23 protein-coding genes are annotated in these 19,915 nt (G+C 59.1%); 5 read left to right on the top strand and 18 right to left on the bottom strand.

Translation table 11 applies throughout. From position 1 onward, the window contains the following. Positions 1-47: 47 nt before the first annotated feature. From L8H52_RS11825 to L8H52_RS11780, 10 genes are all read right to left on the bottom strand, one after another. A complete protein-coding gene (locus L8H52_RS11825; RefSeq protein ID WP_242207186.1) occupies positions 48-332 on the bottom strand; it encodes a hypothetical protein in 285 nt (94 codons plus the stop codon). A 270-nt stretch (positions 333-602) separates the two neighbouring features. Continuing rightward, positions 603-833: a hypothetical protein gene (locus tag L8H52_RS11820; RefSeq protein ID WP_242207185.1), complete on the bottom strand. Its 231-nt coding sequence runs from the start codon at positions 831-833 to the stop codon at positions 603-605. 118 nt (positions 834-951) lie between these two features. After that, positions 952-1,182, bottom strand: coding sequence for a hypothetical protein (locus L8H52_RS11815; protein WP_242207184.1), 231 nt, complete (start codon positions 1,180-1,182; stop codon positions 952-954). Positions 1,183-1,253: 71 nt separating this feature from the next. After that, a complete protein-coding gene (locus L8H52_RS11810) occupies positions 1,254-2,891 on the bottom strand; it encodes an ATP-binding cassette domain-containing protein (RefSeq protein ID WP_242207183.1) in 1,638 nt (545 codons plus the stop codon). 143 nt (positions 2,892-3,034) lie between these two features. Continuing rightward, positions 3,035-4,072, bottom strand: a complete 1,038-nt coding sequence (locus tag L8H52_RS11805) for a DNA topoisomerase IB (RefSeq protein ID WP_242207280.1) — start codon at positions 4,070-4,072, stop codon at positions 3,035-3,037. A 72-nt stretch (positions 4,073-4,144) separates the two neighbouring features. Next, the gene (gene modC, locus L8H52_RS11800) at positions 4,145-5,224 is read right to left on the bottom strand and encodes a molybdenum ABC transporter ATP-binding protein (RefSeq protein ID WP_242207182.1); all 1,080 of its coding nucleotides are present in this window, start codon (positions 5,222-5,224) and stop codon (positions 4,145-4,147) included. A 3-nt stretch (positions 5,225-5,227) separates the two neighbouring features. After that, entirely contained in the window at positions 5,228-5,908 is a 681-nt protein-coding gene (modB, locus tag L8H52_RS11795) for a molybdate ABC transporter permease subunit (protein ID WP_103307181.1), read from the bottom strand. Further along, a complete protein-coding gene (gene modA / locus L8H52_RS11790; protein ID WP_242207181.1) occupies positions 5,909-6,676 on the bottom strand; it encodes a molybdate ABC transporter substrate-binding protein in 768 nt (255 codons plus the stop codon). It lies immediately after the preceding gene. Positions 6,677-6,847: 171 nt separating this feature from the next. Then, positions 6,848-7,912 (bottom strand): nitronate monooxygenase, encoded by a 1,065-nt coding sequence (locus L8H52_RS11785; RefSeq protein WP_242207180.1) that lies wholly within the window; start codon positions 7,910-7,912, stop codon positions 6,848-6,850. A gap of 98 nt (positions 7,913-8,010) precedes the next feature. Then, complete coding sequence (locus L8H52_RS11780; protein WP_242207179.1) at positions 8,011-10,449, bottom strand: autotransporter; 2,439 nt, start codon at positions 10,447-10,449, stop codon at positions 8,011-8,013. Positions 10,450-10,636: 187 nt separating this feature from the next. On the opposite strand from L8H52_RS11780, the gene L8H52_RS11775 reads away from it, so the two are divergent. Continuing rightward, entirely contained in the window at positions 10,637-11,620 is a 984-nt protein-coding gene (locus L8H52_RS11775) for an MDR family oxidoreductase (protein WP_242207178.1), read from the top strand. Between the two features lie 27 nt (positions 11,621-11,647). On the opposite strand, the gene ada is transcribed toward L8H52_RS11775, so the two are convergent. The 5 genes from ada to L8H52_RS11750 all read right to left on the bottom strand — a co-directional run bounded on the left by ada (position 11,648) and on the right by L8H52_RS11750 (position 14,780). Further along, positions 11,648-12,715, bottom strand: a complete 1,068-nt coding sequence (ada, locus tag L8H52_RS11770) for a bifunctional DNA-binding transcriptional regulator/O6-methylguanine-DNA methyltransferase Ada (RefSeq protein WP_242207177.1) — start codon at positions 12,713-12,715, stop codon at positions 11,648-11,650. 86 nt (positions 12,716-12,801) lie between these two features. Further along, entirely contained in the window at positions 12,802-13,467 is a 666-nt protein-coding gene (gene alkB, locus L8H52_RS11765) for a DNA oxidative demethylase AlkB (protein ID WP_242207279.1), read from the bottom strand. A 5-nt stretch (positions 13,468-13,472) separates the two neighbouring features. Next, complete coding sequence (locus L8H52_RS11760; RefSeq protein ID WP_242207176.1) at positions 13,473-14,183, bottom strand: 2OG-Fe(II) oxygenase; 711 nt, start codon at positions 14,181-14,183, stop codon at positions 13,473-13,475. Positions 14,184-14,275: 92 nt separating this feature from the next. Then, the gene (locus L8H52_RS11755) at positions 14,276-14,449 is read right to left on the bottom strand and encodes a hypothetical protein (RefSeq protein ID WP_242207175.1); all 174 of its coding nucleotides are present in this window, start codon (positions 14,447-14,449) and stop codon (positions 14,276-14,278) included. A 28-nt stretch (positions 14,450-14,477) separates the two neighbouring features. Then, positions 14,478-14,780, bottom strand: coding sequence for a DUF1883 domain-containing protein (locus tag L8H52_RS11750; protein ID WP_016984992.1), 303 nt, complete (start codon positions 14,778-14,780; stop codon positions 14,478-14,480). A 211-nt stretch (positions 14,781-14,991) separates the two neighbouring features. Here L8H52_RS11750 and L8H52_RS11745 point away from each other — a divergent pair, with 211 nt between their 5' ends. Beyond that, positions 14,992-15,348 carry a hypothetical protein gene (locus L8H52_RS11745; RefSeq protein ID WP_242207174.1) on the top strand — a complete coding sequence of 119 codons (357 nt, stop codon included), beginning with the start codon at positions 14,992-14,994 and terminating at the stop codon, positions 15,346-15,348. A 71-nt stretch (positions 15,349-15,419) separates the two neighbouring features. Further along, positions 15,420-15,650: a hypothetical protein gene (locus tag L8H52_RS11740; protein WP_064390226.1), complete on the top strand. Its 231-nt coding sequence runs from the start codon at positions 15,420-15,422 to the stop codon at positions 15,648-15,650. 3 nt (positions 15,651-15,653) lie between these two features. On the opposite strand, the gene L8H52_RS11735 is transcribed toward L8H52_RS11740, so the two are convergent. Together L8H52_RS11735 and L8H52_RS11730 are read right to left on the bottom strand one after the other, a co-directional pair. Next, positions 15,654-15,935, bottom strand: a complete 282-nt coding sequence (locus L8H52_RS11735) for a hypothetical protein (RefSeq protein WP_242207173.1) — start codon at positions 15,933-15,935, stop codon at positions 15,654-15,656. A gap of 142 nt (positions 15,936-16,077) precedes the next feature. Beyond that, on the bottom strand, positions 16,078-16,263 hold the full coding sequence (locus L8H52_RS11730; RefSeq protein WP_160058168.1) for a hypothetical protein: 186 nt from the start codon (positions 16,261-16,263) through the stop codon (positions 16,078-16,080). A gap of 258 nt (positions 16,264-16,521) precedes the next feature. On the opposite strand from L8H52_RS11730, the gene galU reads away from it, so the two are divergent. Both galU and gorA read left to right on the top strand, forming a co-directional pair. Continuing rightward, positions 16,522-17,361: a UTP--glucose-1-phosphate uridylyltransferase GalU gene (galU, locus tag L8H52_RS11725; protein WP_007912230.1), complete on the top strand. Its 840-nt coding sequence runs from the start codon at positions 16,522-16,524 to the stop codon at positions 17,359-17,361. Between the two features lie 128 nt (positions 17,362-17,489). Next, positions 17,490-18,848, top strand: a complete 1,359-nt coding sequence (gene gorA / locus L8H52_RS11720; RefSeq protein WP_242207172.1) for a glutathione-disulfide reductase — start codon at positions 17,490-17,492, stop codon at positions 18,846-18,848. On the opposite strand, the gene L8H52_RS11715 is transcribed toward gorA, so the two are convergent. Continuing rightward, complete coding sequence (locus L8H52_RS11715) at positions 18,845-19,861, bottom strand: DNA-binding protein (protein WP_242207171.1); 1,017 nt, start codon at positions 19,859-19,861, stop codon at positions 18,845-18,847. The genes gorA and L8H52_RS11715 overlap by 4 nt on opposite strands. Between the last annotated feature and the right edge of the window lie 54 nt (positions 19,862-19,915).

Here is a 19,915-nt window from a genome sequence, read left to right as displayed (position 1 = left end):
ATGAGTTTTCTCATGCAGGCTTTTTTGTGCCTGCTTTTTACTAAGTGCTAAACAAATGCCTGGCCGCTAAAACCTCGAGGCAAGCGCTGAAGACCGGCCATTGCTGTCAGCCGATCGATCCATTCTGCGCGCCAGTCTGTTGCGCTGTGCGTGGCTTTGCCTTGACGAGACATTCTGCGGGCAGCGTTACGCTGATCCTTTCGTGCCTGCTTGTAGGCATCGGTATTGCGGCAGCTGCGGCACTTCACGCGGTTGAGCTCACGGCTTGCCGCGAGTTGTTTGCCTTTGTGCCCACAGGCCAGATGCCCGTCGACGTTGAAATGGATAACCATAAACCGTCTCCTTTGCGACGTGTATGAGTTGTGACAACTCATGGACCACACCGTTCGGCACTGGGTCGCAGGCAAAAAAAACACCCGCATGCGGGCGGGTGAGAGCGATGTTGCGGTGCAAAGGAGTGATTCCACTGTTGGCGCGCAGTTGCGGTCGTTCTGTGAAAAGTGCCGTCGCCGGAAAAGAATATGGCGGGCAGACAAGCGTGCGGTGACCCATGTGTCACCGCAGGGGAGGCAAACTCTGAAGAAGCCTTGGTGCGATCGGCGTCATCTGAACCGAGGCAGTGGCCGATCGACAGGCTTGAGCGCCGACAGCGTATTGCGAATCAGCGGAGCATCCTTCTCGATGTCACTCAGCCGGTCACGAATGCGCAGAGCGGTTGGATGCCCGCCTTGATGATCGACCCAGTCGGCAATCTCTTTGCAGGCGGCCGCAAGGCGCGCTTGCCGGGCGTCGAGCAGGGTGAGGAGGGTGGTGATGGACTCTTTTTCGGACATGGAACACCTCCGTTCTATGAAACCTGAGCTGCAGCAAAAAGCCCGCGTGTTGCGAGCCTTCTGCCGTGGGGCGCTGCTCCTTCAGCTGGTTTCAGTATAGACCCGGTTCTGATCGGCATCAGCCGGACGATTCGCGGGCCGGTGATAGGGAACTGGCTGCGTTGAGGCGTTTGCATTCACGTCGTGCGTCCTCTTCCGCGTCGTAGCCATCGCCGATGAAGCCGTCAGTTCGCGTATCGCAGATGCGAAACCAGCTAAGCGCTTCGGCTGGATCATGCTGGCTGTCACCGGCGCGTCGACCGTGAATAATGATCTTGTTGCAACGCTTCACGACGAAAATGTCTTCCATGGCGTCACCGCAGCTGATTCGTGTCAGATCAACTATAGAAGCCCTCGGCAATCGTGCAAAAAATACACAGCTCAGCTCGTCGGTTGCCAGCGCCAGCCTTCGCGGAGCCAGATCAAATGATGGCTTGGGTTCAGTGCCCGCAGAAACGCCTGATCGTGGGAAACCGCGACAATTGCTCCGGGAAACGTCTGCAAGGCTTTCTCGAAAGCTTCCACGCAAGCCAGATCAAGATGATTGGTAGGCTCATCCAGCAGCAGCAATTGTGCGGGTGTCTGGCGCCACAGCGCCAACGCGAGGGCGGCTTTCAAGCGTTCGCCACCACTGAGCGAGGCGCATGGCCGCGTGGCGCGTTGTGCGTCCAGTTGTAATTGCGCGAGGTAACTGCGCAAGGTGCCTTCGCTCAGGGGTGTTTGCTGTGCCTGCAATTGATCGACAATAGAAGTGTGGTCATCCAGCAGTTTCAGCTGTTGATCGAGAAAGGCAAAAGGCACATGCGTGATGCACTCGCCACTGACTGGCGTCCATTCACCCGCCAACAATTTCAATAGCGTTGATTTGCCACAACCGTTGTGTCCGCTGACTGCGATGCGCAGCGGTCCCTGAATGGTGAGGTCAAGCCGGGTGGTGGGCGCATCGGCCGGCAACCATGGCAGGCACGCGTCGATCAGTGTGCACACTCGACGATTATCGGGAACTGCACTGCCCGGCAGATTGATCAGCACGCCGTCGTCCGGCAATACGTTTTCGTACGCCTCACGCACGCGCTCATCCAGATCGGATTTGCGTGCCTGATGGCCGACCTTTACGTGGCCCATGATGTCTCGCGCGGCCGCTTTCAGCGCAGCCCGTTCGAAGCCAGAGACGTTAGCGGTTTGTGCGTTGCGACGGCTGCTGGCTGCATGGCGCTGAATGGTGTCGTGCTCGTGTTGCAGTCGCGTACGTTCGCGCTGACGTTCGGTGCGGGCCTGATCGAGTTGCGCCTGCGCTGCTTGTTGATGTACTCGACGTTGCTCGGTGAACTCCGAAAACCTGCCGCTGAAAACTGTAGCCCCCAGCGGCGTCAGTTCGACGATTCGCTGCATCTGCTCCAGCAATTGCCGGTCATGACTGACAACGATCAGTCCGCCACGCCAGCGATCGAGCGAGCTCATCAGCCACTGTCGACCGGCAGTGTCGAGGTGATTGGTGGGTTCGTCGAGGACGAGCAATTGCGCCTGACTCAGCAGCGCACCGATCAAGGCGATTCTGGCTTGCTGGCCGCCGCTGAGATTGTCGGTCAGATCCGTCGCGGTGATATCGGTCAGCCCGGCCTCATCAAGCATTTGACGCAAGCGCTCCGCCAGATCCCAGCGTTCGTCGATAAGGTCGAAATCTTCGGCTGTTGCACGACCCTGTTTCAGTCGTTGCAGTGCGCGGATCACCGGAGCTGTTCCTGTCGCGTCAGCTACGGTTTGTCCAGGTGTGGTGACGAAGGTTTGCGCGACATAGTGCGCGGACGCTGAACGTGCCACGCTGCCGAAATCAGGCTGCAACTGCCCGGCAATCAAGCGTGCGAGCACACTTTTGCCGACGCCATTGCGCCCGACAATAGCGGTCGGTTGACCATCGAAATTCAGGTTCAGGGCTTCGAATAGCGTTACGCCATTGGCGAACTGAAAACCCAGTTGATTCAGGGAAACGAGTGCGGCTGTACGCGAGACGTGAGTCATCGGCACCTCCAAAAATGTCGTGAAAACTGACAAGCGCCGAGAGCGGCGTGTCGCGATTGCATTTTTAGAAGGCTGCGTTGTTCACTTCTGCGGTCGTCCGGAGGAGGGGAAGGTCGCTAGCCTAGATGACGCTGCGCAGCGGATCAAGGTGCGTCGGTCATTTCGCTCATTCGCTCGAGAAACATTGCCAATGCGACTTCCTCGGCCCGCAAGCCCTTGCGCACACGCGGACGCGGCAGTTCGGCAAGCGCGCCGAGCATGAATTTTTCCACCACAGCAGGGTGGATGTAGCACTTTCGGCAAACCGCCGGCGTGTTGCCCAGCTGCCTGGCGACGCCTTTGACCATCTCGACCACGTGCCGCTTGGCTTCGGTCTCGGACTCCCATTGCAACTCGCGCAATACCGCCAACGCCAAAGCGCTGCCGGCCCAGGTGCGATAGTCCTTGGCGGTGAAGTCGGCGCCGGTGAGGGTTTGCAGGTAACTGTTGACGTCGGAAGAGCTGACGGTGTGGCGCTCGCCGTTTTCATCCAGATACTGGAACAGGTTCTGCCCGGGAATTTCCAGACAACGCTTGATGATGCGCGCCAGGCGCCGGTCCTTGACGGTGATCTGATGTTCGATGCCGCTCTTGCCGCGAAACTGGAACAGGATTGCGCTGCCGTTGACCTCGACATGTCGACTGCGCAGGGTGGTCAGGCCATAGGAGCGATTGTCGCGGGCGTATTGCGTGTTGCCGACGCGAATCAGTGTGGCGTCGAGCAGGGTGATTACCGTGGCCATGACCTTGTCGCGACTGAAACCGGGCGCGGCCAGCAACGCCTCCAGTTGTTTGCGCAATTTCGGCAGCGCCAGACCGAACTCGCGCAGGCGTGAATACTTGTCGGCATCGCGCACTTCGCGCCAGCGCGGGTGATAGCGATATTGCTTGCGGCCACGGGCATCACGGCCGGTGGCCTGCAAGTGGCCGCACGGGTCGGCGCAGATCCACACATCGGTATAAGCCGGCGGCACGGCGAGCGCATTGATGCGTTTGATTTCATCTGGGTCGCTGATGCGCTCGCCAGACGGTTTGAAATAGCTGAACTTGCCGCGCAGTTTCTTGCGGGTAATACCGGGCTGGGTGTCATCGACGTAATGCAGATCGGAGGGCAGTTCGGCAATCAGCGCGGTGTCGGGCATGGCGGTTTCCTTCGGTGGCGCGGCGGTCTGTAAAACCATTGACCGCACGCCGTGGCCGTCGTGCCGAATGATTCAGGCGAGGACCGCGACCGCTTTGATCTGCGCCCACAATCGCTGGCCCGGGTGCACGCCCAATTGATCTTTGGAATACCGGGTGATGCGTGCGAGCAGCGGGGTGCCGCCCGCATCGAGACGAATCAGCACGTGGGCAGCGTTGTCGGCCGATTGCTCACTGACCACCGTGACCGGCAGTCGATTGAGAATGCTGCTGAATTCACTGTTCTGCAGGGTCAGGCTGATATCGCGCGCGTGCACTTTGCAGCGCAAGGCCTGACCCAGTGCCATCGGCGCGTGGGTGACGCGGATGCTCATCTCGGTGGCCGGTAGTTGCAGGCTCAGCAATTGATAGTCGGCGTCGTAAGCGCTGACCTGGCCTTCAATGATCACGCCGGCGTCATCGCCCATCGCCATCGGCAGGTCCAGGCGCGCGAGGGTTTCGCCGATCGGGCCGCTGGCCAGCGCTTTGCCTTCGCTGAGCAACACCAGGTGATCGGCCAGCCGCGCGACTTCGTCCTGCGCATGGCTGACGTACAGCACGGGAATGTCCAGTTCGTCATGCAGGCGCTGCAGGTAAGGCAGGATTTCACTTTTGCGCTGGCTGTCGAGGGCCGCCAGCGGTTCGTCCATCAGCAACAGTTTCGGGCTGGTCAGCAACGCTCGGGCGATACCGACACGCTGGCGTTCACCGCCCGACAAATGTTGCGGATGGCGTTCGAGCAAATGACCGATGCCCAAGAGTTCGCTGGCCTGTGCCATGTCTACCCGGCGCTGGGATTTGGCAATGCGCTTGAGGCCAAATTGCAGATTGGCCAGCACCGACAGATGCGGGAACAGGCTGGCCTCTTGAAACACATAGCCGAGCGCACGTTTGTGTGGCGGGACGAAAATGCCGTTTTCGCTGTCCTGCCAGACTTCGTCGTTGATCTGAACGAATCCTTGTTCGGCGCGCTCAAGTCCGGCGATGCAGCGCAGGCAGGTGGTTTTGCCGGAGCCCGAGTGCCCATAAAGCGCGGTCACGCCACGGCCCGGCAGGTTCAGATCGACATCGAGGCTGAAGCCCGGATAGACCCTGTTCAGACGTACATCGATCATCGATCAGCTCCAGCCTGCACGGGTCTTGCGGCTGGAATACAGCGCCAGCAACACCAGAAACGAGAACACCAACATCGCTCCGGCCAACCAGTGGGCCTGCGCGTATTCCATTGCTTCGACGTGGTCGTAGATTTGCACGGAAACCACGCGAGTCTTGTCGGGAATGTTGCCGCCGATCATCAGCACCACGCCGAACTCACCGACGGTATGCGCGAAGCCGAGGATCGCCGCGGTGATAAAACCGGGGCGGGCCAGCGGCAGAATCACGCTGAAAAAAGTGTCCCACGGATTGGCGCGCAAGGTTGCGGCCACTTCCAGTGGACGGGTGCCGATCGCCGAGAACGCGTTTTGCAACGGTTGCACCACGAACGGCATGGAATAGATCACCGAACCGATCACCAGCCCGGTGAAGCTGAAGGTCAGGGTGCCCAAGCCCAGCCATTGAGTGAATTGGCCGAGAAACCCGTGCGGGCCCATCATCAGCAACAGATAGAAACCGATCACGGTCGGTGGCAGTACGAGGGGCAGGGCGACGATCGCCCCGATCGGGCCGCGCAGCCACGAACGGGTGCGCGACAACCACAGGGCAATCGGAGTGCCGACAACCAACAGGATTGCGGTGGTCAGGGACGCCAGTTTCAGGGTCAGCCAGATCGCCGCGAAATCGGCACTCGTCAGCGACATTTAGAGCTGGTAACCGTAGGACTTGATCACCGCAGCGGCTTTCGGGCCTTTGAGGTATTCAACCAGTGCCTTGGCGGCGGCGTTGTCCTTGCCTTTGTTCAGAATGACGGCGTCCTGTTTGATCGGGTCGTGCATATCAGCTGGGACGATCCACGCCGAACCGCTGCTGACCTTGCCGTCCTTGTAGATCTGCGACAGGGCGACAAAACCCAGCTCCGCATTGCCGGTCGAGACGAACTGGTAAGCCTGAGTGATGTTCTGGCCTTCGACGATCTTGGCTTTGGTGGCCTCGGTCAGTTTGAGTTTTTCCAGCACTTGCGTGGCGGCCAGGCCGTATGGCGCTGCTTTCGGGTTGGCGATGGACAGGTGCTGGTACTCGTTCTTTTTCAGAACCTCGCCTTTCCCATCGACATAACCTTCTTTCGCTGACCACAGCGCCAGCGTGCCGATGGCGTAGGTGAAGCGCGAACCTTTGACGGTATCGCCTTCTTTTTCGAGCTTTTCCGGGGTGGTGTCGTCAGCGGAAAGGAACACTTCGAACGGCGCGCCGTTCTTGATCTGGGTGTAGAACTGGCCAGTGGCGCCGTACGCTGCGACCAGTTTGTGCCCGGTGTCTTTTTCGAAATCGGCGGCGATGGCCTGGATCGGTGCGGTGAAGTTAGCCGCAACTGCCACCTGCACTTCATCGGCCTGTACAGCGCCGACGGTGAAGACCGCGAGTAAAGAGGCCAGGCAGGTAGGGGCAAAACGTGAGGCACGAATGGTCATGTAACAGCTCCGTGGTTGGCTAGTGCAGAGCGCAGCTATTGTTGGAAGTGGACTGCGCCGATGCGAGGGGTGAATTCGCTATATAGCGAAATATATAGCGAAATGCCGCCAAACAGGAAGTGTTGCTTGAAATCAAGAGTGAGGATGCTTGAATCCTCACTCTGTATAGCGTCACTGACGAGTGAGTTTTGCCAATGCACCTTGGGCCAATTGCCGGGTTAGTTCTGCGCTACTCAAGTCCTTGCCGAGGGTGAATGCCTGTCCCGCCCAGAGGTTGGCAAACCCGGCCTCGTCGATCGCTCGTAGCGGCATTAACGCACCGCCGGCCAAGGGAAATGCTGGTGCCTTCGATGACATCGGGCCGAGGTCACGCATGACGCGGTTGAGAATACCCCGCGCTGGCCGCCCGGTGAAGATATTGGTGATCGCCGTTTCGCTTTCCTTGGCCGTGCGCAGTGCCTTGTGGTGAGCGGCGCTGACTTTCGCTTCTGGCGTGAACAGATAGGCCGTGCCGACCTGTACTGCCGAAGCGCCCAATACGAACGCCGCCGCTACGCCTCGCGCATCGGCAATGGCGCCGGCGGCAATCACCGGTACGTTCACCGCGTCGACCACTTGGGGCACCAAGGCAAACGTACCCACCTGACTGCTCAGTTCTTCACTGAGAAACATGCCCCGATGGCCGCCGGCCTCGTAGCCCATGGCGATAATCGCGTCGCAGCCGTGCTGTTCCAGCCAGATCGCTTCATCGACAGTGGTGGCCGAGGAGAGAATTTTAGCCCCGGTTGCCTTGACCCGATCGAGCAAGGATTGCTCTGGCAGACCGAAGTGAAAACTCACGACCTCAGGCCGAAATTCCTCCAGCACTGCGCAGGCTGCCGCATCGAACGGCGCTCGATTGGACACTGGTGTCGGTGCGTCGAAATCGGCGCCCAGTTCGCGGTAATACGGTTCCAGCAGATGCTTCCATTCACGCGCGCGTTGCTCATCGGCCGCCGGTGGCTGATGGCAGAAGAAGTTCACGTTGAAGGGCTTGTCGGTGTGTTGGCGAATGGTTTTCAGCTCTTCGCGCAATTGCTCGATGCTCAGCATCGCCGCCGGCATCGAACCCAGGCCGCCGGCATTGCACACGGCGATGACCATCGACGAATTCGTCGCACCGGCCATCGGGCCCTGAATGATCGGCAGCTCAATGCCGAGCAGATCAAGAATGCGGGTGTCTGGCCATTGGCTCATGAACGCTGTTCTCCGAACGGTGGAAGGCAGAGCCGGTTTTTTAACAGCAAAACCGGATTCGCAGCCAGTTCGAAATTCAGAACAACCCGTGCAGTTTTTCAGCGTCGATGAAAGCCACCGCCGCCACCGCCGCCAAACGAGTGATTCATGAATTGCGAGGAATTGTGAAAGTTGTTGGTCCGCTGGTTGCCGAAATTACGCGCAGCAGAGTCGCGGTTGAGGTTCTGCAACTGCGCATTGTTGTTGATGGGGGCGCTGCGGGTCGCGCCGCCGCCAACCATCGACTGCCAGCCGTTATCGGTCTTTTTATACACGTTGCCGTCGTGGCCTGCGTAAACGTTGTCGCCAACATGTGCAGCGCCGCCGTTGCGTCCGCGAATGCCGCCATATTGGGTGGTGTTGCCAGTGTTGGGGTTGTACACGGCGCCACGATTGGCGGTGACCTGCGTGCCAGTGCGCGCATTGCCGGCGGTGACCCGTTCGCCGGCCATTGCGCCACCGTTCGGTCCGACCGCCACGCCACCGCGTCCGGCGGCGTAATTGCCGGTGTAGACGTTATGCACGGCGCCCCGTTGACCGGCAGCCGCGACGCCGGTGCGGGAGTTGTAGGACGCGCCGACCTGACCGGCCCAGCGATTGCCGGTCCAGGCGTTGTAACCGGTGCCGTAGCGGCTGACTGTAGCCCGGTCGCCCCACTGATGATAAATGTTGCCGGTGGTGCCGGCCCAGCCACCGGGACCCCAGGCCACTGCGCCGCCGCGATAACCGTAAGCGGCGCCACCCCAGGCCAAAGGCGCCGGATACAGGTGCGGGCCCCAGGCGTACCCCCAGCCGTAGTTGCCCCACCACGGGTAGGCGCCCCAGCCCCAACCCATCGCTACTGTGCTGCCGCCCCAGCTCCAGCCAAAACCGAAACCGAAGGTCCAGCCGGTCCACGGTGTATAGCGGATGGCGACGCCGAAACCGTAAGTCACCGGCGGGCCATACCAGACGCTGCCCACCCACGGCGTGTAGGGATAGCCGGTGCCATACACCACGACGCCCGTCGCCGGATCCAGATTCGAACCCTGATACCCGGGTGTATAGCCGACCACTACCGTGTCACCGCTGGACTCGTAGACTTTGACGTAAGTGAGGTAATGCATCGGCGAACTCGGCGGGATCGAATAGATCACCGCCGGCACGGAACTGGCCACAAGCCACGGGCCGTTTACGCCAGTGGCAGTGAACCAGATACCGTTCTCCACCGCGTACCAACTGTTGTTGTCGACGCGGATGATAGGCGTGGCGCTGTTGACCACGTATTGCAGCGGCGTGGTATCGATGGCTTTGAGTTGCGGTTCGCCATCGAACTGTGGCGCGGTCATTTTTACCGCGCTTTTCTTGATGGCCGACGTCTGTGGAATGGTCGCGGCAATGGCCGCCTCTTTGGCTTGCGGCGTGCCGGCGACCGAAGCCTTGACGTTCTCTTTCGGGCTGTCGTCGGGAATGTTGGCGAAGTCCGCCGGCAGTTTGTCTGCGGGGGTAAAGGTCCACGGACCATTCATGTCACTGGCGCGAAACCAGCGCCCGGAAATCAGCACATAGCTGTTCTGGTCACCGATTTCCTTGAAGATGTGCCCGGTAGTGTTGCTGACATACAGCAAACCGGTACCCTGAATCGGCGTCCATTGCGCTGCGCCGTCAGTGACCAGCAATTCCGTGGGCGTGGTGGCGATGAAAATCTTCGGTTGCGGCGCTTTGGCCAGGCTTGGAATCTTGTCTTTCGGATCGCTTTGCCCAGTCAGCAGATCCACTTGCCGGCTCTGAATGGCGGCCTGTTTGGCTTTCTCCAGTTCGGCAAACGGCGTAACCAGACGGGTATAGGCGCCATTGACCTGGTCGGCGACCATCCAGCCATCGAAGACATGCAGATAATGTTTGCCCTGTGCATCTTTCAATAACAGCGGGCGAGTGTTGATCACTCGTTGCAGCGCCGTGCCTTCTACCGGTCGGTACGCCGCGTCGCCATCGATATAGACGAGCAGGGCGGGAACGTCGGAACTGATAATCGTCGGCGGGGTGTTTTCCAGCGGCGCGCTGTCGGCTTTCTGTTCTGCAGAGAGTACGCCGACCGCAGCTTCGAGCTGATCGAGCGAAATGGTTTTCTTGCGGTTCTCGGCGTCTTTTTGTAACGCCGCGAGCCAGGTGTCGGCTTGACTGGCATCGGCGGGGAAATCGGCTTTGATGATCTTGTACTGATCCAGCGCGACCCAGCGCGTAGCTTTGTCGACCAGGGTATGTGCGCTGAACTGCACAATTCCGTAGGTGGACTTGCCATCCGCGCCGGTAGCTTCGACAGCCGCACGAGCATTGAGCGTGTAACCGTCCCAGCTGTCGAGTTGCGGCTGATACACCGTCAGTTTCGCTTTGCCGCTGCTGATGACTTGCGGCCAGGTCGGCTCGCTCGGGGCCTCGGTGGCCGGTGCCGCCCAGGCACTGCCGAGCGCCAGCAGACACAACATCAAGATGACAAAGAACGAGCGCGGGTAAGACATTGTCAGCTCCATCGACAGGCCGGTTTCTCAAGGAATAACGGCGAAACCACAGCCGTCGAAAAAGCATAGTCGTCCGCCATGGAAATACCCTGCCGATTCACCGATTGGCGCAAAGTCGAATGTGGCAGGGTGTTGCGATGTGGTATTTCAGGGCACGACATTCCGAAACCAGTCATGCGAGGCAGTCATGTTCAACGCCATTGTGATCGACAAAGACGACAGCGGTTATCGCGCAAACCTGCAGCAGGTCAACGAAGAGCAATTGCCCGAAGGCGATGTCACCGTCGGCGTTGCTTACAGCACGCTGAATTTCAAGGATGGCCTGGCGATTACCGGCAGCAGTCCGGTGGTGCGCAAGTTTCCGATGGTGCCGGGGATCGACCTTGCGGGCCGCGTAGAAGCCAGTTCCCACCCCGACTATAAAGTCGGTGATCAGGTGCTGCTCAATGGCTGGGGTGTTGGCGAAAATCACTGGGGCGGCCTGGCGCAGAAAGCCCGGCTCAATGGCGACTGGCTGATTCCATTGCCCAACGCCTTCACGGCGGCGCAAGCCATGGCGATCGGCACGGCCGGCTATACGGCGATGCTGTGTATTCTGGCCCTCGAGCGCAATGGCGTGACGCCAGAGCAGGGCGAGGTTCTGGTCACGGGGGCCAATGGTGGCGTTGGCAGTTTCGCCATCGCTTTGCTGAGCAAGCTCGGCTACCGCGTCGTCGCATCCACTGGCCGTGTCTCCGAGCATGAGTACCTGAAGCAACTGGGCGCCAGTGAAATCATCGACCGCGCAACCTTGTCAGCGCCCGGCAAGCCACTGGCCAAAGAGCGCTGGGCAGCGGTGATCGACTCGGTGGGCAGTCACACCCTGGCCAATGCCTGCGCCAGCACTCGCTCCGAAGGCACCGTCGCCGCGTGTGGCCTGGCGCAGGGTATGGATTTCCCGGCATCGGTCGCCCCGTTCATTTTGCGTGGCGTGACCCTGGCCGGCATCAACAGCGTGACCCAACCCAAGGTGCGTCGTCTGGAGGCGTGGGATCGTCTGGCCAGGGATCTGGATTTCTCGTTGCTGGCATTGATCAGCCATGAAATCGGTCTGAGTGAGGCCATTGATGCGGCGCCGAAGCTGCTCGCCGGGCAACTTCGCGGACGGGTTGTGGTGGACGTCAATCGCTGACCGCTGCCGACGGGGTGGGACGTCCTCTCAGGACGTCGTCTCGCGTTCCAGCAACTGACGCTTGCGCTCGACGCCCCAGCGATAGCCGGAAAGATTGCCATCGCTGCGCACCACGCGGTGGCAAGGAATCGCCACTGCCAAGCGGTTGGCGCCGCACGCCTGAGCCACTGCGCGCATGGACGTCGGTGCGCCGATGCGCTGAGCGATTTCGGCGTAACTGGCGGTGTGGCCCGCCGGGATTTCCCGCAGTGCCTGCCACACGCGCTCCTGGAACGCTGTGCCGCGAACATCCAGCGGCAGATCCAGGCCAATCGCCGGTGCTTCGATAAACCCCACCACTTTGGCAATCAATTGTTCGAAGCCGGCATCGGCGCCGATCAGGTTGGCCTGGCGAAACTGATCCTGTAGATCGCACACCAGTTGATGCGGGTCATCGCCCAACAGAATCGCGCACACCCCACGCTCGCTTTGCGCCACAAGAATCGCTCCCAGCGAACACTGGCCAACGGCAAAGCGGATGTCGTTGTTTTTCCCGGCCGCACGATAATCGCCAGGTTTCATGCCCAGCAAGTGATCCGCTGATTCATAGAAACGGCTATTGGAATTGAAGCCCGCGTCGTACAGCGCTTCCGTCACCGAATTGCCGTCTGCCAGACGCTCGCGGACTTTGCGCGAGCGATGGGCCGTTGCGTAGCCCTTGGGCGTCAATCCCGTCGCGGCTTTGAAGACACGATGAAAATGAAACGGACTCAGGCCAGCGGTCTGCGCCAGTTCATTCAGTGCCGGCAGGGTCTCGGCGGATTCGATGTGGCGGCAGGCAACGGCGACGGTCGCGGCGTGCTGCGCGGCGACATCACTCTGATCCTTGCTGGCACGCTTGCTCGGCCGATAACCAGCAGCCTCGGCCTGCTCAGCCGTATCGAAAAACTCCACGTTCTGCGGTTTCGGCAAGCGTGAGAGACTGCTCGGGCGGCAGTAGATGCCGGTGGTTTTCACTGCGTAGACAAATTGCCCGTCCGCCCGTGAGTCTCGCGCAACCACGGCGGCCCAGCGTGGATCGTTTTCGGTCTTGAAGGGGGTCGAAAGCGTTTTCATGGTGGTTATCCGTTGTCCTGTTTGATTCAGGTTAACCAGCGTCGCAAGGCGCAACACTCCGAGCCTTGCGGTCAAACTTTTACAGGTTATCCGGCCACGCGAAAAGTCAGATTGATCCGCTGCTCACCCAGACGTGGATGGCGGCCTTGCTTGATCGGCAGCACGCCGTGATAACGCAAGCGATCAACGCCGCCCCAGACCACCATGTCGCCATGTAACAAAGCAATGCGCTGGCTCTTGTCGCTGCGATTGAAACCGCCGAAGAGGAACATGGCCGGCAACCCGAGTGACAGCGAAACGATCGGCGCGCTGTAGGCCTTTTCGTCTTTGTCCTGATGCAATGACATCTTGGCGCCAGGGATATAGCAATTGATAAGGCAGGAATCAGCGTTGAAGTCGGCGAATCCAGCTTGCGCCGCTGCTGAGTGGGCCAGTGCCGCGAAGACTTCCGGCAGCGGCGGCCATGGCATATCACTGAGCGGATCGACGCTCGAGTAACGATAGCCGTGGCGATCAGTTATCCAGCCCAGTGCGCCGCAACTGCTGGTGCCCACCGACATGCTGAATCCACCCGGCGTGACCATGTGGCGCAAGGGCGCTGCGGCAAGAATCGCATCCAGTGCTGGCAGAATCTGCTCGACCAGCGGCAGGGCGAAACCATGCAGCACCCAGGATTGCTCGCCAATCTGCTCGGCGCGCGGGCGTTGTTCGGGTTCATGATCGGCGAACAGATCGAATGTGTTCGGTTGCATGGTCGTCATGTGGCGTCGTGGAAGATGATGCCTAGGGTATGCCTTTTTCCACTGTGCAGGCGACTGACGCCGTGGCGCATGGTCACCCGATAATCACCGCGCACGCCTTTGACCGGGCGCTGATTGACGGCAAAGATCAGCGCATCTCCTTTCTTCAGATCCAGCACGTGCGGCCGCGACTGCATGCGCGGGCGTTGCTCGGTGAGAACAAATTCTCCACCCGTGAAGTCTTGCCCGGGTTCTGACAGAAGAATCGCCACTTGCAGCGGAAAAACCGATTCACCGTATAGATCCTGGTGCAGGCAGTTGTAGTCCTGCGCGCCGTACTGCAATAGGAGAGGTGTCGGGCGGGTCTGACCGGCGGCATGGCAGCGCTGAAGAAATTCGGCGTGATCCGACGGAAAGCGCTCGGGCAGGTTCATGCGTTCGTACCAGCGATTGGCCAATGCAACGAGGTGTGGATACAGCGCGCCGCGCAGGCGTTCGACCGGTGTCGGAAGAGGGTAGCGAAAGTACTTGTACTCGCCGCGACCGAAACCGTGGCGGGCCATGATGACCTGCGAACGAAACGGTTCGGTCTGCGGATACAGCGCACTCAATTGATCACAGGTTTCGGCCTGCAGCAGCGAACGGATGATCGCGCAGCCGTCCTGATCCAGTTGCTGCTCAAGGCTTGCCCAGTCGAGCGAATCCAGCCGGGAAGGGGACATCGACATACTGACTCCTTGACTCATGGTCGAAGAACGTCAGTCTGGGCAGGGCCTTGCGGCAGAACACTCCGGCGCTTGCGGTCAAACTCCTTCGTTGCTTAAAGCGCTTTGCTGACGGCGATGTCGCTGATCTCGTCTTCCTGGCCATGAAGCTTGGCCAGTTCAACCTTGGCTTCTTCTTCAGTGCCGTTTACCAGCTGCGCGAACTCGAAGCGGCGTTCATCGTTGAGTTTGTACTTGATGACATATTTGGTCGTTTGGGCCACGGTCATGCATTCCTTTCTGGTTGAACGGCGTGTCTCAGCTGAGCTTGGTGCTGGAGCGACGGATGATCTTGATCGAGTGAGTCAGCGTCGGCTTGCGCGTCACACTGATCGGACGGCGGTTGACGGTGTCGATGGTGATGTTCCAGAAACCGGTGCTCGGCGCGGTGATACGGGCCGGGAAGGTGTCGAAGGCGCCGCCGTGATAGGTGTGACGGCCGCCATTCTTGAAGCTGCGGAAGTTGGCGTCGTTCATCAGACGGATGTTGCACATTTGCGAGCATTGAATGACGACGATGTCGTCTTCGTTGAGGTGTTCGCGCTGGTGAATGAATTTCATGGGCGCCTCCAGAAGGGCTTTTTCTACAAAATCAAAACGATAGCTTGTCGATTGGGCGCAGTTTATCAGCCCGCACGGGTTATTATCTGGCCGTCGGGCGTTGGTTTGACAATTTTGAACAGATATTCGCAATCGGATGCGGGTTAAATGCAGAAGACCCCGGAGAAAAACGGCATTTGTGCTGTCGGACGGTCTTTAACGGAGGTTTTGTATGAAGTGGGGTGTGGTGTGTCTGCCGTTGATTCTGGCTGTGGGTGGTTGTGCGAGTGTTTCCGAAATCAATGAAACGTTGCCGACCATGAGCGTGATATCCGGCAAGAAACCCCATGAATATGCCCAATGTCTGGCCGAGAAGCTGGCAGGCAGCCGTGGTGCGCTGCAAATGCAGCCGCACAAGGATGGGGTTCGGGTCATCGTGCCGGGGAAATTTTCCACTGGCGCAGCGGCGGTATTTGATATCGAAGATCGCTCGGGTGGCAGCAGCATCAAGCTGCATGAGCGCATGTCGAATGTGCCGGTTCGTCCTCATGACGTACAGAATGCCGCCAATGCGTGCATTTCCGGCTGATAGACTGACAGTCATCAGCACTGATGCCGTCGCAGTCATGCTGTGACGGCATTTTCATTTCTGGAGTCGCGATGAAGCGAGAGCAAGTGCGGGAGCGCCATGCAGAGGGCCTTATCTCTGCCACCCATGTCATCCAGAACCCGGCGAATCCGGGGGAGTGGATCGTGTTTTTCAAGAAGAGCGCCGGGCGCAGTTATTTTCTGGTGGACGATAACGATGAAGTCGAGTCGTTCGGTCGCCTCGACGATCTGATCGAAGTCGTGCGCGGACTCGGTATCAAATTCGCCGAAATTCACATGTAAGGTTTACTTGCAGACGACGACAACGCTGCGGTTCTTGTAGTTGCCGACATCGACGCCAAGGGTTTTGTCGCTTTCTTTGGGTTGAGGCGTGCCGTCTGTGCCAACGATGCGGTAACCGGTGCCTGCGCAGGACGCATCGGCTTTTTCATAGCAGCTCGCCCAGGAGTTGGCTTCGCCGGAGCAATCGATGGCCAGGCCCTGTTCGCCATTTTTCAGGTAAGTAGGCTGAGACGTGGCACAGCCGGCCAGTGCCAATACCGCAATCAGTGGCAGCAATTTTTTCATGGTCATGTTCATGGTCTTCAGCGAGGGGGACTAGACGCTGTGACAGCGCCGATGGGAAAAGGTTATAGCGTTTTGCCACTTGTTTGTACGCGGGTACAAAAAAGCCCTGCTCAAGGGCAGGGCTTGGGCGTATCGCAGATGATCAGTCCTGATCTTTGCCACGGCGTTTCGCCGATGCCGGCGTGTCCGTGAACACTGCCGCTACATCGGTCGCCATTTGTTCGCTGTCGAAAGGCCCGGCGATGTGTTCGCCATTGGTGGTGGTCAGCGTCCACTTGCCGTCTTTCTTGTCGATCACATACCCATTGATGATTTTTACCGCGGCCATCTATCTGTCTCGTTCGCTGGTTCAAAGGCGCCATGATACCGGCAAATGCTCGCATTGGGGGATGATCAGCGTATGGTGATCCGGTTTGTCGACCGCTTTGAGCTACGCTGATCTGGTTGCGCCAGGATGTCGATGGAACTATCGGCGAGAATATTTCTCTATGTTGGCATCGGTTAGCCAGTGCGGGGCATTGTAAGGTGCACGCCGCCTGATTAGACTGCGCCGAAACTCGTACACACAGCCCTTTCAAGGACTTATATGATCAAGAAATGCTTGTTCCCAGCAGCCGGTTACGGTACTCGCTTCCTGCCAGCGACTAAAGCCATGCCTAAAGAAATGCTGCCGGTGGTAAACAAGCCACTGATCCAGTACGGCGTTGAAGAAGCTCTGGATGCTGGCCTGACGGAAATCTCCATCGTCACCGGTCGTGGCAAGCGTGCTCTGGAAGACCACTTCGACATCAGTTACGAGCTGGAAAACCAGATCAAAGGCACCGACAAAGAGAAATATCTGGTCGGTATCCGCAAACTGCTCGACGAGTGCTCGTTCTCCTACACCCGTCAGACCGAAATGAAAGGTCTGGGCCACGCAATCCTGACCGGTCGCCCGCTGATCGGTGACGAACCGTTCGCCGTGGTGCTGGCGGACGACCTGTGCGTCAACCTCGAAGGCGACGGCGTACTGACCCAGATGGTCAAGCTGTACAAGCAGTTCCGCTGCTCGATCATCGCCATCCAGGAAGTCGATCCGCAGGAAACCAGCAAGTACGGCGTGATCGCCGGCGAGATGATCCGCGACGACATCTACCGCGTACACAGCATGGTCGAAAAGCCAAAACCGGAAGACGCGCCGTCGAACCTGGCAATCATCGGTCGTTACATCCTGACCCCGGACATCTTCGACCTGATCGAACAGACCGAGCCAGGCAAGGGCGGCGAAATCCAGATCACCGACGCCCTGATGAAGCAAGCCCAGAACGGCTGCGTGATGGCCTACAAGTTCAAAGGCAAGCGTTTCGACTGCGGTGGCGCTGAAGGCTACATCGAAGCGACCAACTTCTGCTTCGAGAACTTCTACAAGACTGGCAAGGCTTACTAAGAGCGTTTGATTGGCTTGTAAGAAAAACCCGCTTCGGCGGGTTTTTTCATTTTACGCCCCCATATGATTGGCAGCGCTTGCCCAATGGGTGGCTGCAGGTATGCTGATCCCCTGCCGAGGAGATAGAAATGGCCTACGATTTTGACCTTTATGTGATTGGTGCCGGTTCCGGTGGTGTGCGCGCTGCGCGTTTTGCTGCCGGTTTCGGTGCGAAAGTGGCGGTGGCGGAGAGCCGTTATCTGGGCGGGACCTGCGTCAACGTTGGCTGTGTGCCAAAAAAACTGCTGGTGTACGGCGCGCATTTCGCCGAAGACTTCGAGCAGGCGTCCGGTTTTGGCTGGAGCCTGGGCGAAGCGAATTTCGATTGGGCGACGCTGATCGCCAACAAGGATCGCGAGATCAATCGTCTCAACGGCATTTACCGCAATCTGCTGGTCAACAGCGGCGTGACCTTGCATGAAGCGCACGCGAAGATCATTGGCCCGCATGAAGTCGAAGTGAATGGCGAGCGTTTTACAGCGAAGAACATTCTGATCGCTACCGGTGGCTGGCCGCAGATTCCGGAAATTCCGGGGCACGAGCACGCGATCGGTTCCAATGAGGCGTTCTTCCTGAAAGAGCTGCCAAAGCGTGTGCTGGTGGTTGGCGGCGGTTACATCGCGGTCGAATTCGCCGGAATTTTCCACGGCCTCGGTGCGAACACCACGCTGCTGTATCGCGGTGACCTGTTCCTGCGCGGCTTCGATGGTTCGGTGCGCAAGCATTTGCAGGAAGAGCTGACCAAGCGTGGTCTGGATCTGCAATTCAACGCCGACATCGCGCGTATCGACAAGCAGGCTGATGGCAGCTTGAAAGCCACCCTGAAGGATGGTCGTGAGCTGGAGGCGGATTGCATTTTCTACGCCACTGGCCGGCGACCAATGCTCGACAATCTGGGCCTGGAAAACACCGATGTGCAGCTCACCGACAAGGGTTTCATTAAAGTCGACGAGCAATATCAGACCAGCGAGCCTTCAATTCTGGCGCTGGGCGATGTTATCGGCCGGGTGCAACTGACGCCGGTGGCTTTGGCTGAGGGTATGGCGGTGGCGCGGCGCTTGTTCAAACCTGAGCAATACCGTCCGGTGGATTACAAGATGATCCCGACGGCGGTGTTCAGCCTACCGAACATCGGCACGGTCGGTTTGACCGAAGAGGAAGCGCGCGAGGCCGGCCACGATGTGGTGATCTTCGAAAGCCGTTTTCGTCCAATGAAGTTGACCCTGACTGAGTGCCAGGAAAAGACCCTGATGAAGCTGGTGGTCGACAGCAAGACCGACAAAGTTCTCGGCTGCCACATGGTCGGCCCGGACGCTGGCGAGATCGTTCAGGGTCTGGCGATTGCGTTGAAGGCTGGCGCAACCAAGCGTGACTTCGACGACACGATCGGGGTACACCCGACGGCCGCCGAAGAATTCGTCACCATGCGTACGCCGGTCGGCGCTTAAGCGTCCTTCGGTTTGGCCGAGTCTGGCGCTGCCGCAACGGTAGCCGCCAGACGCTGGCTTTCTTCCAGGCTTGCTTGAGCCTTGTTCAATTCTTTTTCCAGTGACTGGTTGAGCAGCGTCTGCTCCTCAATGCTCTGTTTGAGTGTCTGGCTTTCCAGGGTGGCAACGCGCAAACGTTCCTGGAGGAGGGTGCGCTCACTGTCGACGCGGGTCGCTTGTTCGAGCAGTTGATCCTGACGCTGATTGCTTTGCTTGAGCTGATCCTGCATCAGGCTCAGTTCGCGTTGGGTGCCACGGTTCTCGGTAAGCAGACGCTCGTTGTCGCGGTGCAGTTGCGTGATCTCGTCCTGACGCACCAGCGCACTTTGCTGTGCCTGACGCAGCTCGGCCTGAATCTGCTGCACTTGGCTTTCGTGGCGGCTCTGTTCCTGCTCGCGCTGCTCTTTGGTGGCGTTGCGATAGTGTTCGAGCGCATCGCGAGCGTGCAGGTGCTTCTCTTCCAGTGAGCGGATCTGCTCGTCCTTGTCCTGCAAACGCAATTCAAAATCAGCCAATGCCTGATTCAGTCCGGCATTGCGGGTTTGCTCGGTTTGCAGCATCGACCGTGTGTTGCCAAGCGCTTCAGATTCACGCTCTAGCGCGGCCCCTTGAATGTCGTGATCGTGTTCGAGCTTTTCCAGTGCCTGGCGCGTTTGTTTCAGCTCCGATTCCAGTGCTTCGCGCTGCTCTTCAAACTGCTCGCGGGCCTGCTCGATGGGCTCTTGCGCTTGTTCTTTGAGGCGCTGAGCGAGGCGCGAGACAAGGGCGGTCAACTCATCATCGATCGGCTCTGCCGAAGCCTCAATCAGCTGCGCGCCGTCATCCAGTTCTTTCAGGTAACGATGGATCGTGGTTTTCGAGCCGGTGTTGCCCATTTCAATGCGTACTGCATCGATGCTTGGGTGTTCGCCACGAGCGAGGATCGCAGTGCGCGCGATCTGCACCAGGGCTTTGGTAATGCCGCCACGGGCCATGTGAACTCCTACGGTTACGTACTGTGGTACATGCCACTAAAGTACGCAGTGTAC

Source organism: Pseudomonas sp. CROZ-RG-20F-R04-15, from assembly GCF_022662375.1.
Lineage (GTDB): Bacteria > Pseudomonadota > Gammaproteobacteria > Pseudomonadales > Pseudomonadaceae > Aquipseudomonas.
This window is presented reverse-complemented; position numbering and strand designations above follow the sequence as displayed.

Excerpts from the sequence above, each read along its gene's own strand:
- L8H52_RS11825 (WP_242207186.1), bottom strand. The coding sequence starts at position 332 with ATGGTTATCCATTTCAACGTCGACGGGCATCTGGCCTGTGGGCACAAA.
- L8H52_RS11820 (WP_242207185.1), bottom strand. The coding sequence starts at position 833 with ATGTCCGAAAAAGAGTCCATCACCACCCTCCTCACCCTGCTCGACGCC.
- L8H52_RS11815 (WP_242207184.1), bottom strand. The coding sequence starts at position 1,182 with ATGGAAGACATTTTCGTCGTGAAGCGTTGCAACAAGATCATTATTCAC.
- L8H52_RS11810 (WP_242207183.1), bottom strand. The coding sequence starts at position 2,891 with ATGACTCACGTCTCGCGTACAGCCGCACTCGTTTCCCTGAATCAACTG.
- L8H52_RS11805 (WP_242207280.1), bottom strand. The coding sequence starts at position 4,072 with ATGCCCGACACCGCGCTGATTGCCGAACTGCCCTCCGATCTGCATTAC.
- modC (WP_242207182.1), bottom strand. The coding sequence starts at position 5,224 with ATGATCGATGTACGTCTGAACAGGGTCTATCCGGGCTTCAGCCTCGAT.
- modB (WP_103307181.1), bottom strand. The coding sequence starts at position 5,908 with ATGTCGCTGACGAGTGCCGATTTCGCGGCGATCTGGCTGACCCTGAAA.
- modA (WP_242207181.1), bottom strand. The coding sequence starts at position 6,676 with ATGACCATTCGTGCCTCACGTTTTGCCCCTACCTGCCTGGCCTCTTTA.
- L8H52_RS11785 (WP_242207180.1), bottom strand. The coding sequence starts at position 7,912 with ATGAGCCAATGGCCAGACACCCGCATTCTTGATCTGCTCGGCATTGAG.
- L8H52_RS11780 (WP_242207179.1), bottom strand. The coding sequence starts at position 10,449 with ATGTCTTACCCGCGCTCGTTCTTTGTCATCTTGATGTTGTGTCTGCTG.
- L8H52_RS11775 (WP_242207178.1), top strand. The coding sequence starts at position 10,637 with ATGTTCAACGCCATTGTGATCGACAAAGACGACAGCGGTTATCGCGCA.
- ada (WP_242207177.1), bottom strand. The coding sequence starts at position 12,715 with ATGAAAACGCTTTCGACCCCCTTCAAGACCGAAAACGATCCACGCTGG.
- alkB (WP_242207279.1), bottom strand. The coding sequence starts at position 13,467 with ATGCAACCGAACACATTCGATCTGTTCGCCGATCATGAACCCGAACAA.
- L8H52_RS11760 (WP_242207176.1), bottom strand. The coding sequence starts at position 14,183 with ATGTCGATGTCCCCTTCCCGGCTGGATTCGCTCGACTGGGCAAGCCTT.
- L8H52_RS11755 (WP_242207175.1), bottom strand. The coding sequence starts at position 14,449 with ATGACCGTGGCCCAAACGACCAAATATGTCATCAAGTACAAACTCAAC.
- L8H52_RS11750 (WP_016984992.1), bottom strand. The coding sequence starts at position 14,780 with ATGAAATTCATTCACCAGCGCGAACACCTCAACGAAGACGACATCGTC.
- L8H52_RS11745 (WP_242207174.1), top strand. The coding sequence starts at position 14,992 with ATGAAGTGGGGTGTGGTGTGTCTGCCGTTGATTCTGGCTGTGGGTGGT.
- L8H52_RS11740 (WP_064390226.1), top strand. The coding sequence starts at position 15,420 with ATGAAGCGAGAGCAAGTGCGGGAGCGCCATGCAGAGGGCCTTATCTCT.
- L8H52_RS11735 (WP_242207173.1), bottom strand. The coding sequence starts at position 15,935 with ATGAAAAAATTGCTGCCACTGATTGCGGTATTGGCACTGGCCGGCTGT.
- L8H52_RS11730 (WP_160058168.1), bottom strand. The coding sequence starts at position 16,263 with ATGGCCGCGGTAAAAATCATCAATGGGTATGTGATCGACAAGAAAGAC.
- galU (WP_007912230.1), top strand. The coding sequence starts at position 16,522 with ATGATCAAGAAATGCTTGTTCCCAGCAGCCGGTTACGGTACTCGCTTC.
- gorA (WP_242207172.1), top strand. The coding sequence starts at position 17,490 with ATGGCCTACGATTTTGACCTTTATGTGATTGGTGCCGGTTCCGGTGGT.
- L8H52_RS11715 (WP_242207171.1), bottom strand. The coding sequence starts at position 19,861 with ATGGCCCGTGGCGGCATTACCAAAGCCCTGGTGCAGATCGCGCGCACT.